The 13,549-nt window shown below is 61.1% G+C and carries 14 protein-coding genes; 8 read left to right on the forward strand and 6 right to left on the reverse strand.

What is annotated here, in order from left to right; all coding sequences use genetic code 11:
• The first annotated feature begins 1 nt into the window (after window position 1).
• The 4 genes from gatB (at window position 2) to BMZ46_RS07565 (ending at window position 3,452) form a co-directional block, all read left to right on the forward strand.
• Window positions 2-1,447, forward strand: a complete 1,446-nt coding sequence (gene gatB / locus BMZ46_RS07550) for an Asp-tRNA(Asn)/Glu-tRNA(Gln) amidotransferase subunit GatB (RefSeq protein ID WP_074691841.1) — start codon at window positions 2-4, stop codon at window positions 1,445-1,447.
• A gap of 145 nt (window positions 1,448-1,592) precedes the next feature.
• Entirely contained in the window at window positions 1,593-1,967 is a 375-nt protein-coding gene (locus tag BMZ46_RS07555; RefSeq protein WP_064593383.1) for a septal ring lytic transglycosylase RlpA family protein, read from the forward strand.
• Window positions 1,968-2,013: 46 nt separating this feature from the next.
• Window positions 2,014-3,075 carry a calcium/sodium antiporter gene (locus tag BMZ46_RS07560; RefSeq protein ID WP_074692037.1) on the forward strand — a complete coding sequence of 354 codons (1,062 nt, stop codon included), beginning with the start codon at window positions 2,014-2,016 and terminating at the stop codon, window positions 3,073-3,075.
• The gene (locus BMZ46_RS07565; protein ID WP_011332452.1) at window positions 3,072-3,452 is read left to right on the forward strand and encodes a carboxymuconolactone decarboxylase family protein; all 381 of its coding nucleotides are present in this window, start codon (window positions 3,072-3,074) and stop codon (window positions 3,450-3,452) included. Before BMZ46_RS07560 ends, BMZ46_RS07565 begins: the two co-directional genes overlap by 4 nt.
• Window positions 3,453-3,461: 9 nt before the next feature.
• Here the strand turns inward: BMZ46_RS07565 and BMZ46_RS07570 are convergent, their stop codons facing one another.
• From BMZ46_RS07570 to kdgD, 5 genes are all read right to left on the reverse strand, one after another.
• The gene (locus BMZ46_RS07570; RefSeq protein ID WP_007953620.1) at window positions 3,462-4,403 is read right to left on the reverse strand and encodes an AEC family transporter; all 942 of its coding nucleotides are present in this window, start codon (window positions 4,401-4,403) and stop codon (window positions 3,462-3,464) included.
• Between the two features lie 184 nt (window positions 4,404-4,587).
• A complete protein-coding gene (gene garD, locus BMZ46_RS07575) occupies window positions 4,588-6,141 on the reverse strand; it encodes a galactarate dehydratase (RefSeq protein ID WP_039769258.1) in 1,554 nt (517 codons plus the stop codon).
• Between the two features lie 11 nt (window positions 6,142-6,152).
• Window positions 6,153-7,517: an MFS transporter gene (locus tag BMZ46_RS07580; RefSeq protein WP_039769701.1), complete on the reverse strand. Its 1,365-nt coding sequence runs from the start codon at window positions 7,515-7,517 to the stop codon at window positions 6,153-6,155.
• 99 nt (window positions 7,518-7,616) lie between these two features.
• The gene (locus BMZ46_RS07585) at window positions 7,617-9,056 is read right to left on the reverse strand and encodes an aldehyde dehydrogenase family protein (protein WP_074691844.1); all 1,440 of its coding nucleotides are present in this window, start codon (window positions 9,054-9,056) and stop codon (window positions 7,617-7,619) included.
• 61 nt (window positions 9,057-9,117) lie between these two features.
• Window positions 9,118-10,029: a 5-dehydro-4-deoxyglucarate dehydratase gene (gene kdgD / locus BMZ46_RS07590; RefSeq protein ID WP_011332448.1), complete on the reverse strand. Its 912-nt coding sequence runs from the start codon at window positions 10,027-10,029 to the stop codon at window positions 9,118-9,120.
• 235 nt (window positions 10,030-10,264) lie between these two features.
• Between kdgD and BMZ46_RS07595 the strand changes: the two genes are divergently transcribed.
• The 4 genes from BMZ46_RS07595 (at window position 10,265) to BMZ46_RS07610 (ending at window position 12,788) form a co-directional block, all read left to right on the forward strand.
• A complete protein-coding gene (locus BMZ46_RS07595) occupies window positions 10,265-11,563 on the forward strand; it encodes a phospholipase (protein WP_074691847.1) in 1,299 nt (432 codons plus the stop codon).
• A gap of 11 nt (window positions 11,564-11,574) precedes the next feature.
• Window positions 11,575-11,766 carry a hypothetical protein gene (locus BMZ46_RS07600; protein ID WP_039769250.1) on the forward strand — a complete coding sequence of 64 codons (192 nt, stop codon included), beginning with the start codon at window positions 11,575-11,577 and terminating at the stop codon, window positions 11,764-11,766.
• Window positions 11,767-11,868: 102 nt separating this feature from the next.
• A complete protein-coding gene (locus BMZ46_RS07605; protein WP_039769248.1) occupies window positions 11,869-12,243 on the forward strand; it encodes a hypothetical protein in 375 nt (124 codons plus the stop codon).
• A gap of 191 nt (window positions 12,244-12,434) precedes the next feature.
• The gene (locus BMZ46_RS07610; RefSeq protein ID WP_039769246.1) at window positions 12,435-12,788 is read left to right on the forward strand and encodes a hypothetical protein; all 354 of its coding nucleotides are present in this window, start codon (window positions 12,435-12,437) and stop codon (window positions 12,786-12,788) included.
• Between the two features lie 7 nt (window positions 12,789-12,795).
• On the opposite strand, the gene BMZ46_RS07615 is transcribed toward BMZ46_RS07610, so the two are convergent.
• On the reverse strand, window positions 12,796-13,542 hold the full coding sequence (locus BMZ46_RS07615) for a FadR/GntR family transcriptional regulator (RefSeq protein ID WP_175473381.1): 747 nt from the start codon (window positions 13,540-13,542) through the stop codon (window positions 12,796-12,798).
• Window positions 13,543-13,549 lie beyond the last annotated feature (7 nt).

Genomic DNA, 13,549 nt, shown 5'->3' on the forward strand with positions numbered 1-13,549 from the left:
CATGCAATGGGAAGTCGTGATCGGGCTGGAGATTCACACCCAGCTCACCACCCGGTCGAAAATCTTTTCCGGTAGTTCCACCCAGTTCGGTTCCGAGCCGAACACCCAGGCCAGCCTGATCGACCTGGGCATGCCCGGCGTGCTGCCAGTGCTCAACCAGGAAGCGGTGCGCATGGCGGTGATGTTCGGTCTGGCGATTGACGCCGAGATCGGCCAGCACAACGTGTTCGCCCGTAAAAACTACTTCTACCCGGATCTGCCGAAGGGCTACCAGATCAGCCAGATGGAGTTGCCGATCGTCGGCAAGGGCCACCTGGACATCGCCCTGGAAGACGGCACGGTCAAACGCGTCGGTATCACCCGTGCGCACCTGGAAGAAGACGCCGGCAAGAGCCTGCACGAAGAATTCAGCGGTGCCACCGGCATCGACCTGAACCGTGCCGGCACGCCGCTGCTGGAAATCGTGTCCGAGCCTGACATGCGCAGCGCCAAGGAAGCGGTGGCCTACGTCAAGGCGATCCACGCGCTGGTGCGTTACCTGGGCATCTGCGACGGCAACATGGCCGAGGGTTCGCTGCGTTGCGACTGCAACGTGTCGGTACGTCCGAAAGGCCAGGTCGAGTTCGGCACCCGCTGCGAGATCAAGAACGTCAACTCGTTCCGCTTCATCGAGAAAGCGATCAACTCCGAGATCCAGCGTCAGATCGACCTGATCGAAGACGGCGGCAAAGTGATCCAGCAGACCCGTCTGTACGATCCGAACAAGGACGAAACCCGTCCGATGCGCAGCAAAGAGGAAGCCAACGACTACCGTTACTTCCCCGATCCGGACCTGCTGCCGGTGGTCATCGAGGACTCGTTCCTCAACGACGTGCGCGCCACTCTGCCGGAGCTGCCACCGCAGAAACGCGAGCGCTTCCAGAGTGCCTTTGGTCTGTCGGCCTACGACGCCAACGTGCTGGCCACCAGCCGTGAGCAGGCGGACTACTTCGAGAAAGTCGCGAGCATCGGCGGCGACGCCAAACTGGCGGCGAACTGGGTGATGGTCGAGTTGGGCAGCCTGCTCAACAAGCAGAACCTGGACATCGAGGATTCGCCGGTTTCCGCCGAGCAACTGGGCGGCATGCTGCAGCGCATCAAGGACAACACCATCTCCGGCAAGATCGCCAAAGTGGTGTTCGAAGCGATGGCCAACGGCGAAGGCAGCGCAGACGAGATCATCGAAAAGCGCGGCCTGAAGCAGGTTACCGACACCGGCGCGATCTCGGCGGTGCTGGACGAAATGCTCGCGGGCAACGCCGAGCAGGTCGAACAATACCGCGCGGCAGACGAAGCCAAGCGCGGCAAGATGTTCGGCTTCTTCGTCGGTCAGGCCATGAAAGCCTCCAAGGGCAAGGCCAACCCGCAGCAAGTGAACGAACTGCTGAAAAGCAAGCTCGAAGGCTGACGATGGCCCCGCGCCTGAGGATCGTTCCCACGCTCTGCGTGGGAATGCCGCCTCGGACGCTCCGCGTCCATTGCGGTGTGACGCAGAGCGTCACGGGGTGCATTCCCACGCCGGAGCGTGGGAACGATCACTTGGGAGCTTATGAATGAAACGTCTGCTCGGCGCCTGCGCCCTGCTTTCTTTGCTGGCCGGTTGCGCCAGCACCGACATCATCGACCCGCACGGTTACGACCAGACCGGCGTCGCCTCCTATTACGGAGCCAAACACCACGGTAAACGTACCGCCAGCGGCGAAGCGTTCAACCAGAATTCCCTGACCGCCGCTCACCGCCAATTGCCCTTCGGCACTCGGGTGAAGGTCACCAACCTGAAAAACGATGAATCCGTCGTGGTCCGCATCAACGACCGTGGCCCGCACACCCGTGGCCGCCTGATCGATGTTTCACGTGCGGCGGCCGAACAGCTCGGTATGCTGCGCAGTGGAACCGCCCGGGTTCGGGTGCAGGCCCTCGACGACTGATGGAGCGTCCACCATTTTCGGACTGACCGACTTGCCGCTGATCAGCGTGATCGAATTGCTCAGCGGGCTGTTCCTGCTGATCGCCGGCGCCGAGCTGATGGTGCGCGCCGCCGTGCGCCTGGCCGCGCGCCTGCATGTACGACCGCTGATCATCGGCCTGACCATCGTCGCCCTCGGCAGCAGCGCCCCGCAAATGGCGGTCAGCCTGCAAGCCGTGCAGGCGCACACGCCGGACATCGCGGTCAGCAGCGTGATCGGCAGCAGCATTTTCAACATTCTCGTCACCCTCGGCCTGTCGGCGCTGATCATTCCGCTGCGGGTGTCGCGGCAATTGGTGCGCCTCGACATCCCGTTGATGATCGGCGCCAGCCTGCTGGTATTCGTGCTGGCGTGGAATGAAGAACTCGGGCGCCTCGACGGCATTCTGTTGCTCGGCGCCCTGGCGCTTTATCTCGGATTACTGCTGCGCCAATCACGGCATTCGACCCGACCGCATTCCGATCAACCCCACGATCCGCAAGCCCCGTGGTTCACCAGCCTGCTGATGATTGTCGGCGGCCTGGGCATGCTGGTGTTCGCCGGACACTTGCTGCTGGGGGCGGCCGTGGTGGTGGCCACCGATCTGGGTTTCTCCGAACGGGTCATCGGCCTGACCGTGGTCGCGGTCGGCACCTCGCTGCCGGAACTCGCCACCTCGCTGATCGCTGCGTTGCGCGGTCAGCGGGACATCGCCGTGGGCAACGTGATTGGTGCCAACCTGTTCAACCTGCTTGGGGTGCTGGGCCTCACCGCTTTGATCGCGCCGACACCGCTGTCGGTCTCGCCCAATGCGCTGGATTTCGACCTGCCGGTAATGCTCGGCGTCGCGTTGCTATGCCTGCCGGTGTTCTATTCCGGCTACCGCGTGACCCGCGCCGAAGGTCTGCTGCTGCTGGGTTTGTATCTGGCGTACGGGCTGCACGTGGTGTCGTTCACCACCGGCATGCCACTGGCCGGCAAGCTCGAGCGATTGATGCTGTTTTATGTGCTGCCGACGCTGCTGGCGTTTCTGTTTTTCACGTCCGTGCGCGCCTGGCGCCGCCAACACCACAAGAGGGATGTGCCATGACCGAATCGAAGAAATCCGGGGTTGAAGTCCGCCGCCAGGTAATGGGCGACGCGTTTGTCGATCGCGCATTGGGCAACGCTACCGAGTTCACTCAACCGCTGCAGGATTTCGTCAACGAACACGCCTGGGGCGGCGTGTGGAATCGCGAAGGTCTGCCGCTGAAAACCCGCAGCCTGATCACCCTCGCCGCGCTGACCGCATTGAAATGTCCGCAAGAGTTGAAAGGTCACGTGCGCGGCGCGTTGAACAACGGCTGCACGGTCGATGAGATCCGCGAAGCCCTGTTGCATTGCGCGGTGTACGCCGGCGTGCCGGCGGCGATCGATGCGTTCCGCGCGGCGCAGGAAGTGATCGACAGTTACCAGAAGCCCGAGTAAACGCCGGCCTCAGATCCACCCGCCCCACTGCAAGAAGAAGATCCCGATGTTGGTGGTGATCGCCGCCATCAACGTGGTCAGCACGATGATCGCCGCCGCCAGTTCATGATTGCCCTGGGCCGCACGGGCCATGACAAAACTGGCGGCGGCGGTCGGGCTGCCGAAGTACAGAAACAGAATCCCCAGTTCCGCCCCGCGAAAGCCCCACAGCCATGCACCCAGCGTGGCGATCACCGGCAGGCCGACCATCTTCACCAGACTCGAACTGAGCGCCATGTTGCCGCTCTTGCGCAGCGCCGCCAGCGACAGCGTGCCGCCAATGCAGATCAGTGCCAGCGGCAGCGTGGTCTGTGCCAGGTACTGACCGGAGGTTTCCAGCCACCCCGGCAGACCGATCTTGAAATAAGCGAACGGCGCCGCCGCGATCACGCTGATGATCAACGGATTGCTGACCACGCTTTTGCAGATGCTCCACGGGTCCGACTTGATCACCGGGCTGTAGACCGCCAGCACGATGGTCGACAGGGTGTTGTAGAACAGGATCACCAGCGCCGCGAGAATCGCGCCGAGGGAAATTCCGTAGTCGCCATACATGCTCGCCGCCAGCGCCAGGCCGATCACCCCGTTGTTGCCGCGAAACGCGCCTTGGGTGTAGATGCCACGATCTTCACGCGGACAACGGAAAATCGCCCAGCCCCAGGCCACGGCAAAACTGACCAGCGTGGCGAGGGCGAAATAGATCAGCAGCGCCGGTTGCAGCGCGGCGTGCAGGTCGGCGTGCAGGATGCCGAGAAACAGCAGCGCCGGCATGGTGACGTTGAACACCAGCGACGAAGCGGTGTGGATAAAGTTGTCGTTGATCCAGTCGATGCGCTTGAGCAGCACACCGAGAAACAGCATGGCAAACACCGGCGCGGTGATGTTCAGGGTTTCGAGGAAGATAGCCAGCATGCCGGGGAGCCTTGGAGGTGAGCGTCGTTAGGGGGCTAATGATAAGCCACTTTCACCCTGATCGTTCCCACGCTCTGCGTGGTAACGTCTCCTGTGACGCTCCGCGTCACGCTGTTGGGACGCGGAGCGTCCCGGGCTGCATTCCCACGCGGAGCGTGGGAACGATCCATACCCCTCAAGCAGATCAAGTAATCGGCGCCGGATTGAACAACGTAATGTCGTTATGCAGCTTGTGCTTCTCCGCCCACGTCTGTTGCTTGCCGCTCGCCACATCCAGGTAGTAGTGGAACAACTCCCAACCCAACTCCTCGATGGACGCGCGTCCGGTAGCAATCCGCCCGGCATCGATATCGATCAGATCCGGCCAACGCTGCGCCAGCTCCGTACGGGTCGAAACCTTCACCACCGGCGCCATGGCCAGACCATAAGGCGTGCCACGCCCGGTAGTGAACACATGCAGGTTCATCCCCGCCGCCAGTTGCAACGTACCGCAGACAAAATCACTGGCCGGCGTCGCACAGAAAATCAAACCCTTCTGCTTGAACCGCTCCCCCGGGCCGAGCACACCGCTGATCGCACTGCTGCCGGACTTCACGATCGAGCCCAGCGACTTCTCGACAATGTTCGACAACCCGCCCTTCTTGTTGCCCGGCGTGGTGTTGGCGCTGCGATCCGCTTCACCCTTGGCCAGGTAACGGTCGTACCAGTCCATTTCGCGCACCAGTTCCTCGGCAACGGTTTTGCTCTGCGCCCGTGAGGTCAGCAGGTAGATCGCATCGCGCACTTCGGTGACTTCGGAAAACATCACCGTCGCGCCCGCCCGCAGCAGCAAGTCCGAGGCGTAACCCAGCGCGGGGTTGGCGGTAATGCCGGAAAACGCATCACTGCCGCCGCACTGCATGCCGAGAATCAACTCAGACGCCGGCACGGTTTCCCGGCGGCGCTGGTCGAGCTTCTTCAAGCGGACTTCGGCCAGTTCCATGATCTGCTCGATCATCTCGGTGAAGCCGTGACTGGAGTCCTGCAAGCGATACAACCATGGCTCGCTCAGATCTACAGAAGCATCGTCCTCGTGCATCACCTGCCCGGCCTGCAATTTCTCGCATCCCAGGCTGATCACCAACGCCTCGCCACCGAGATTCGGGTTGCGCGCCAGATTGCGCACAGTGCGGATCGGGATGTAGGCGTCGGTGGCCGTGATGGCCACGCCGCAACCATAACTGTGGGTCAGCGCCACCACGTCATCAACGTGCGGGTACTTGGGCAACAGTTCGTCCTTGATGCGTTTTACCGCGTGATCCAGCACCCCGGTGACGCATTGCACGGTGGTGGTGATCCCGAGAATGTTGCGCGTGCCGACGGTACCGTCGGCGTTGCGATAACCCTCGAACGTGAAGCCTTCCAGCGGTGCCTGGGCGGCCGGCACATCGGTGGACAGCGGCAGGCTGTCCAGCGGTGGCGCGGTCGGCATGCGCAGTTGATCTTCCTTGACCCAACTGCCACGGGGAATCGGCTGCAACGCGTAGCCAATGATCTGGCCGTAGCGAATCACCGTGCCCCCCTCGGGGATATCCACGAGGCTGACCTTGTGACTCTGCGGCACGAAATCCACCGTCACCAGGCCATCGGCAAATGCGGTGCCGGCCGGCACGCCCTGGTCGTTCACCACTACCACTACGTTGTCCCGCTCGTGCAGGCGGATGTAGCGCGGCGAGTCGGAATGTTCAATCAACTGCATGACGCCGCTCCTCAGGAATGCGCTTGAGACAATTTGCCGGTGGCTTCGGAACCGCCTTGGGTTGGCGGCTCTTTAAGGACCACACGTTTGATCGGGCCGACGATCACCAGGTAGCTGAACACCGCCACGAGTGCGTTGGCACCGACGAACACCAGCGCCCATTTGAACGAACCGGTGGAGCTGATGATGTAACCGATGACGATCGGGGTGGTGATCGAGGCGATGTTGCCGAAGGTGTTGAACAGGCCACCGCTCAGACCGGCGATCTGTTTCGGCGAAGTGTCGGACACCACTGCCCAGCCCAGAGCCCCCACGCCTTTGCCGAAGAATGCCAGGGCCATGAAGCCGACCACCATCCATTCAACGTCCACATAGTTGCACGCCACGATGCTGCTCGAAACCAGCAGGCCGGCAATGATCGGCGCCTTGCGGGCGAAGGTCAGCGAATGGCCCTTGCGCAGCAGGTAATCGGAAATCACCCCGCCGAGCACGCCGCCGATAAACCCGCAGATCGCCGGCAACGAAGCAATGAAACCGGCCTTGAGGATGGTCATGCCGCGCTCCTGCACCAGGTACACCGGGAACCAGGTCAGGAAGAAATAGGTGATGCCGTTGATGCAGTACTGGCCCAGGTACACGCCGAGCATCATGCGGTTGGTCAGCAGCTGGCGGATGTAATCCCATTTCGGGCCGTCTGCCTTTTTGCCTTGTTTCTGGTCCATGTCGACCATGCCGCCGTTGTCGGCGATGAACTTCACTTCCGCTTCGTTGGCCATCGGGTGTTGGCGCGGGCTGTGGATAACCTTGAGCCAGACCAGCGAGAACACGATGCCGAGCAGGCCCATGACGATGAACACGTGCTCCCAGCCAAAGGAGAACACGATCCAGCCCATCAGCGGCGCGAACAACACGGTGGCAAAGTATTGCGCCGAGTTGAAGATCGCCGAAGCGGTGCCGCGTTCGGCAGTCGGGAACCAGGCCGCCACAATGCGTGCGTTGCCGGGGAACGATGGCGCCTCGGCCAGACCCACGAGGAAGCGCAACATGAACAGCGCGACGATGGCCGTGGACATGCCGAACTCACCGACGAAGCCTTGCAGCACGGTGAACAGCGACCAGGTGAAAATGCTCAGGGCATAGACTTTTTTCGAGCCGAAGCGATCGAGCAGCCAGCCGCCGGGAATTTGCCCGGCCACGTAGGCCCAACCGAAAGCAGAGAAGATGTAGCCGAGGGTGACCGCGTCGATGCCGAGGTCTTTTTGCAAACTGGAACCGGCGATCGCGATGGTGGCGCGGTCGGCGTAGTTGATCGTGGTCACCAGAAACAGCATGAGCAGGATCAAATAGCGGACGTGAGTCGGCTTGGACGATTGCATGTAGATGTACTCCCACTGATTATTTTTATGCGGGTAAAACATTCTTTGGTCTTGTGCCGCGCAGGGCCTCAGGCGAAGGCCCGGCGCGGGTGCAGCGATTTACGAACCGATGTAGCTGGTCTTCACGACCGTGTAGAACTCTTGCGCATAGCGGCCTTGCTCACGTGAGCCATAGGATGAACCCTTACGGCCACCGAACGGAACGTGGTAATCGACACCGGCGGTCGGCAGGTTGACCATCACCATCCCGGCCTGGGAATGACGCTTGAAGTGGTTGGCGTACTTCAGCGACGTGGTGGCGATACCCGCCGACAGACCGAATTCGGTGTCGTTGGCCATGGCCAGTGCAGCCTCGTAATCGGCCACGCGAACGATGTTGGCCACCGGGCCGAAGATTTCTTCGCGGCTGATGCGCATCGACGCTTCGCTGTCGGCAAACAGGGTCGGCGCAAGGAAGTAACCCTCGGTGTCGCAGGTCACCAGAGCACCGCCGCTGACCAGACGCGCACCTTCGGACTGACCGATGTCGATGTACTTCATGTCCTGTTCAAGCTGCGCTTGCGAAACCACCGGACCGATATCGGTGCCAGCCTTCAGCGCGTGGCCGACCTTGATCGACTTCATGCGCTCGGCCATGGCTTCGACGAACTTGTCATGAATCCCGGCAGTGACGATCAGTCGGCTCGAAGCCGTGCAACGCTGGCCGGTGGAGTAGAACGCGCTCTGCACCGACAACTCGACCGCCTGCTTGAGGTCGGCGTCGTCGAGAATGATCTGCGGGTTCTTGCCGCCCATCTCCAACTGAACCTTGGCTTGACGCGACACGCAGTTGACGGCGATCTGACGGCCCACACCGACGGAGCCGGTGAAGCTGATGCCGTCGACTTTCGGGCTATTGACCAACGCTTCACCGACCACACGACCGCTGCCCATCACCAGGTTGAACACGCCGGCCGGGAAGCCTGCGCGGGAGATGATTTCAGCCAGGGCCCAGGCGCAACCCGGCACCAGATCCGCCGGTTTCAACACCACGCAGTTGCCATAGGCCAGGGCCGGGGCGATTTTCCACGACGGGATGGCAATCGGGAAGTTCCACGGGGTGATCAGGCCGACCACGCCGAGGGCTTCGCGGGTGACTTCAACGTTGACGCCCGGGCGCACCGACGGCACGTAGTCGCCGGACAGGCGCAGGCACTCGCCAGCGAAGAACTTGAAGATGTTGCCGGCGCGGGTCACTTCGCCGATGGCTTCGGGCAGGGTCTTGCCCTCTTCCCGGGCCAGCAGGGTGCCGAGCTCTTCGCGGCGGGCGAGGATTTCAGTACCGACTTTGTCCAGCGAATCGTGACGGGCCTGAATGCCCGAGGTCGACCACGCCGGGAACGCGGCGCGCGCGGCGTCGATGGCGGCGTTGACCTGAGCCAGGTCAGCCTTGGCGTAATCGCCGATGGTGTCGCTCAGTTCGGACGGGTTGATGTTCGCCGAGTAATCGTTAGCGGCGACCCATTCACCGTTGATGTAGTTGTCATAGCGCTTGGTCACGAATCATTCTCCTGACGCAAAAGGCCGCTGATTGCTCAGCGGCCTTGTTTATAGAGGTGTGTTACTGCGCACCTTGCTTGTCGATCAGCGCAGCGAGCATTTCGTACTCTTCGCCGGTCAGGTCGGTCAGCGGCGCCCGCACCGGGCCTGCGTCATAGCCGGCGATCTTGGCGCCTGCCTTGACGATGCTCACGGCGTAACCGGCTTTGCGGTTGCGGATGTCCAGGTACGGCAGGAAGAAGTCGTCGATGATCTTGCCGACGGTGGCGTGATCTTCACGGGCAATCGCGTGGTAGAAGTCCATCGCGGTTTTCGGGATGAAGTTGAACACCGCAGACGAGTAGACCGGCACGCCCAGGGCCTTGTAGGCCGCGGCGTAGACTTCGGCGGTCGGCAGACCACCGAGGTAGCTGAAGCGATCACCGAGGCGACGACGGATCGACACCATCAGTTCGATATCGCCCAGACCGTCCTTGTAACCGATCAGGTTCGGGCAGCGCTCGGCCAGACGCTCCAGCAGCGGCGCGGTCAGGCGGCAGACGTTACGGTTGTAGACCACCACGCCGATGTTGACCGATTTGCACACCGCTTCAACGTGGGCGGCAACGCCGTCCTGGCTGGCTTCGGTCAGGTAGTGCGGCAGCAGCAACAAACCTTTGGCGCCCAGGCGCTCGGCTTCCTGAGCGTATTCGATGGCCTGGCGGGTCGAACCACCGACACCGGCGAGGATCGGCACGCTGCTGGCGCAGGTGTCGACGGCAGTCTTGATGATTTCCGAGTATTCGCTGGCAGCCAGGGAGAAGAATTCACCGGTACCACCGGCGGCGAACAGGGCTGAAGCACCGTACGGGGCCAGCCATTCCAGGCGTTTGATGTAGCCAGCGCGGTTGAAATCGCCCTGAGCATTGAAATCGGTCACCGGGAACGAGAGCAGGCCGGCGGAGAGGATGGACTTCAGTTCTTGTGGATTCATTATTCGAACACCCTGGTAGCAACGTTTTTTTGTGAGTGGACCGTTCAGCCTTCGCCGAAGTTGTAGGTCATCGTACAACTTAAAATATAACCGTCAACTGCATTTCATCGTTGCAGGGCATTTTTTGTCGGACAAGATTTCTTTTTGACGTAGGAAATTTCTCGACTAGGCTGATTTTAACTGTATATACGTACAGTCAAATACAACCTGCCGACGACATATCAAGGAGAAAGAAATGTCCGGTCTACAAACAAAATGCCTCGAAAAACCTGCACCGGTCATCGCCCGTTTTGATGACTTGTTTACCCCCGGCGGCATCGCCTTCAATGCCGAGAACCCGCACTTGCTGTTGCACATCGCCGACTCGCACAGCGATGTCGAACCCGCGATCGCCCTGCCCGCTCAAGCCTTGAAAGGCAAGCCGCAACTGCGCTTCGAAGGTGCGGAACACACGGCTATCGGCGATAACACCCGACTGCGCTTCGTTGAAAATGCCGAGCCGCTACTCGCGCAAAACGTGCCCCTGCATCTGCCGAACGGATTGGCGCTGACCTACGGCCAGGTGCTGGCGCTGGGCGGTGATTTCTACGGAATCGTCGACCGCCCGATCAATGAAGGATCGACCCCGGCTGATCGCCTTCAGCGCTTCACGGCAGCCTTCGACAGCCTCGCAGCGCTGCCCGCTTCTAAAGTTGAAGCGACGCAAATTCTCGCAATCATGCAAAAGGAGATCGACGCGGTTAAACAGGCCATCAAGGATGGCAAGCAACCTCATGAGGCCTACGACGCGTTAGGAGATACGTTGTCGGAAGAGTGGAACAAAATCACCGGCGGCGGGAGTTTTGTCTCGGCCCTGTTCCCGCTCGGTCGCTATCTGAAACTGGCAGCGAACAACGCCGACCACTTCGGCGAATGGGCTCGCCAGGCCTACATCGCCGGGCACACCGCCGCCCTGCAAACCGCCGCTGCCGCCCACGCCAGTCAGGACGAACTGCAACTGGAACGGGCCTACGCGATGAACGCATTCGCCGACCACTACCTCACCGATCTGTTCTCTTCCGGGCATTTGCGAGTGCCGCGCAAAGCCATGGCCGCAGCGGTGACACCGAGCGATCTGGGCTCGCTCATCACACGTTTCATGCACGACGAAGACAGCAAGTTCGGCCTCAAGGTACGCAACGGACATGGCGAGCAATGGCGGGCATTCGGTGACAAGCGCTACTTCGACGCCACGGACGCTGACAACCGCAATCAGGTGAATCGGGCGGTACAGGATTCGGCGGACGAGGTGTACGCCGCGTATTCAAGCGGCAACGTGCCGACCACCTTCAACGCGCTGCAACGGTTGCCGGATCTGACGGCCGTGCTGGACCCGGCCAACAACTTCTCGCCACTGTTCCGCGTCGAGGGCAACAAAGTCCTGCGGCGCAAGGACGTCAACAACCTCAACGACACCGCCACCGTCGACGACTGGTGGGGCTGGAGCACTTACCTGCTGCTCAAGGACTATCACCCAACGGGCAACACGAATTAAGGAGCGATTCGATGACCATCAAATTGAAACTCGAACTGGCCTCGGGCCAATCGATGGAAGGTGCGCCGCTGCAATTGCTGCGCGATGGCGTGGCCATCGCCCGGGCGTCGGTGGATGCTCATGGCCAGGCGACGTTCGACGTCCGGCCCGGCCCCGGCAAACTCGCAGTCAGGGTGGATCGTTCGACTCTGCCCCAGAGCTGAAATGCCCGGACAAGATTGCCCCGGCGCGCCTCACCGATTCGCCGGGTAAAGTGCGACGACTGCCGCGAAGGATCGCGGCAGATCTTTTAAGGAGAGCGAAACATGACGTTTGCCGCTGCACACCTTCCGCAATTCCCCGACCACGCCAGCGACTCGATCATCCTGCGGTTATCAACTCTGGATGATGACTTGATCGTCCGTGTGCCCGACGGGCAGAACACACCGCCGAACTGGGATGTGTACCCGATCCTCGGTGATGATCCGGAGGAGCCTGAATGGCAGGGTTTGGCGGAGCCGACCGGCGTCTGGGATGACACACTGGATGACATGGTCGGCCTGACCGGAATCGAACTGAGCATCCCGAGATTCGAGCTGGAAAAGTACCTGAACAGCACCGTTGAACTGCGCTACAAGTTCGCTGATGAGGCCGGTCTCGAGCCTTGTTCGGAGCCGCTGAAACTGTACATCGAGTCCTGATCCTGCTCTTTCGAGTCCTTCCAAGACCGAGCCCACTACTACCGTTCATCGCAACTGTCATTTCTGACAGGTGCGAACGCTTGGCAGGTTCGGGCTTACTGACTTGGGAGTTAACGAACCGGCTCCATCGACGCAACACCATGGTTTGCGTTCTTACAACGGTTCAAATGGATGTGAAAAGGAGTTTGATCATGACTGCACAAGTCAAAACCTTGGTGGCACCTATTCTCAAGGAAGCCGAGAACGGTGTGCTCTTCCTTAGCAAACTCAAAGGAGACGCTCACGGTGATGTACCGCCTTACCAGCAGGCCGTCGCTGGCGACGTGATTACCATGAAAGTAGAGACCTCGACCGGTAACAAATGGGAAGCAAGACATACCCTGACCGCAGCCGAGGTGGGAAAGTCAGTGATCTTCGCCATCCCCAAAGATGTCTTTGAGAAAAAACTTGTTCCCGGTGCGAGGGCCGAACTGCATTACACCGTCACCATAAACAACGGTAATGCTTCGTCATCCCCATTGCTGACAGTTCAACTCGAACGATAAGCAACAATCACCCCTGCGCCTGTGCCTCTTCATGAGCCTGGCGCAGTCTTTCCCGGCTGTTGGTCAAATGGAGGCGCATGGCCGCACGGGCGGCATCGGAATCCTGACGGGCGATGGCGTCGTAGATTTCCTCGTGTTCGCGACTCAGGCGATTCATGTAGTGCTGCTGATCGTCATGGGCCAGGCGCGCCGAATTCAGCCGCGTGCGCGGAATGATGCTGGTGCCCAGGTGGGTCATGATGTCGGTGAAATAGCGGTTGCCGGTGGACAGGGCAATTTGCAGATGGAACTGGAAATCCGAGGCCACTGCATCGCTGGCGTGGGCCACGCTGTCATTCAGCGCATCAAGGGCCGCGCGCATCGCAGCAAGTTGCTCGGTGCTGCGGCGCTGCGCGGCAAGGCCGGCGGATTCGACTTCGAGGCTGATACGCAATTCGAGAATGGCCAACACGTCACGCAGGGTGACCACGGTGGCCGGGTCGATCCGGAAACCGCTTGGGCTCGGGGTGTCGAGCACGAAGGTGCCGATGCCATGACGGGTTTCCACCTGCCCCGCCGCCTGCAAACGGGAAATCGCCTCGCGCACCACGGTGCGGCTGACGCCATGGGCCTCCATGATCGCCGACTCGGTCGGCAACTTGTCGCCGCGCTTGAGCAGACCGTCGCGGATCTGCTCGGTCAGCACCGTCACCAGTTCCTGAGCCAGGCTGCGGCGCTTGCGAGGGAGTCGCGGGGTGTCGATCAGGTTTTCCATGGTCTGC

It is taken from the genome of Pseudomonas sp. NFIX49 (genome assembly GCF_900115915.1).
Classification (GTDB): Bacteria; Pseudomonadota; Gammaproteobacteria; order Pseudomonadales; family Pseudomonadaceae; genus Aquipseudomonas; species Aquipseudomonas pharyngis.

What these genes read in the sequence shown, in the direction of transcription:
- BMZ46_RS07555 (WP_064593383.1), top strand. Translation starts at nt 1,593, where the DNA reads ATGAAACGTCTGCTCGGCGCCTGCGCCCTGCTTTCTTTGCTGGCCGGT.
- BMZ46_RS07600 (WP_039769250.1), top strand. Translation starts at nt 11,575, where the DNA reads ATGACCATCAAATTGAAACTCGAACTGGCCTCGGGCCAATCGATGGAA.
- BMZ46_RS07610 (WP_039769246.1), top strand. Translation starts at nt 12,435, where the DNA reads ATGACTGCACAAGTCAAAACCTTGGTGGCACCTATTCTCAAGGAAGCC.
- gatB (WP_074691841.1), top strand. Translation starts at nt 2, where the DNA reads ATGCAATGGGAAGTCGTGATCGGGCTGGAGATTCACACCCAGCTCACC.
- BMZ46_RS07570 (WP_007953620.1), bottom strand. Translation starts at nt 4,403, where the DNA reads ATGCTGGCTATCTTCCTCGAAACCCTGAACATCACCGCGCCGGTGTTT.
- garD (WP_039769258.1), bottom strand. Translation starts at nt 6,141, where the DNA reads ATGCAGTTGATTGAACATTCCGACTCGCCGCGCTACATCCGCCTGCAC.
- BMZ46_RS07605 (WP_039769248.1), top strand. Translation starts at nt 11,869, where the DNA reads ATGACGTTTGCCGCTGCACACCTTCCGCAATTCCCCGACCACGCCAGC.
- BMZ46_RS07565 (WP_011332452.1), top strand. Translation starts at nt 3,072, where the DNA reads ATGACCGAATCGAAGAAATCCGGGGTTGAAGTCCGCCGCCAGGTAATG.
- BMZ46_RS07595 (WP_074691847.1), top strand. Translation starts at nt 10,265, where the DNA reads ATGTCCGGTCTACAAACAAAATGCCTCGAAAAACCTGCACCGGTCATC.
- BMZ46_RS07580 (WP_039769701.1), bottom strand. Translation starts at nt 7,517, where the DNA reads ATGCAATCGTCCAAGCCGACTCACGTCCGCTATTTGATCCTGCTCATG.
- kdgD (WP_011332448.1), bottom strand. Translation starts at nt 10,029, where the DNA reads ATGAATCCACAAGAACTGAAGTCCATCCTCTCCGCCGGCCTGCTCTCG.
- BMZ46_RS07615 (WP_175473381.1), bottom strand. Translation starts at nt 13,542, where the DNA reads ATGGAAAACCTGATCGACACCCCGCGACTCCCTCGCAAGCGCCGCAGC.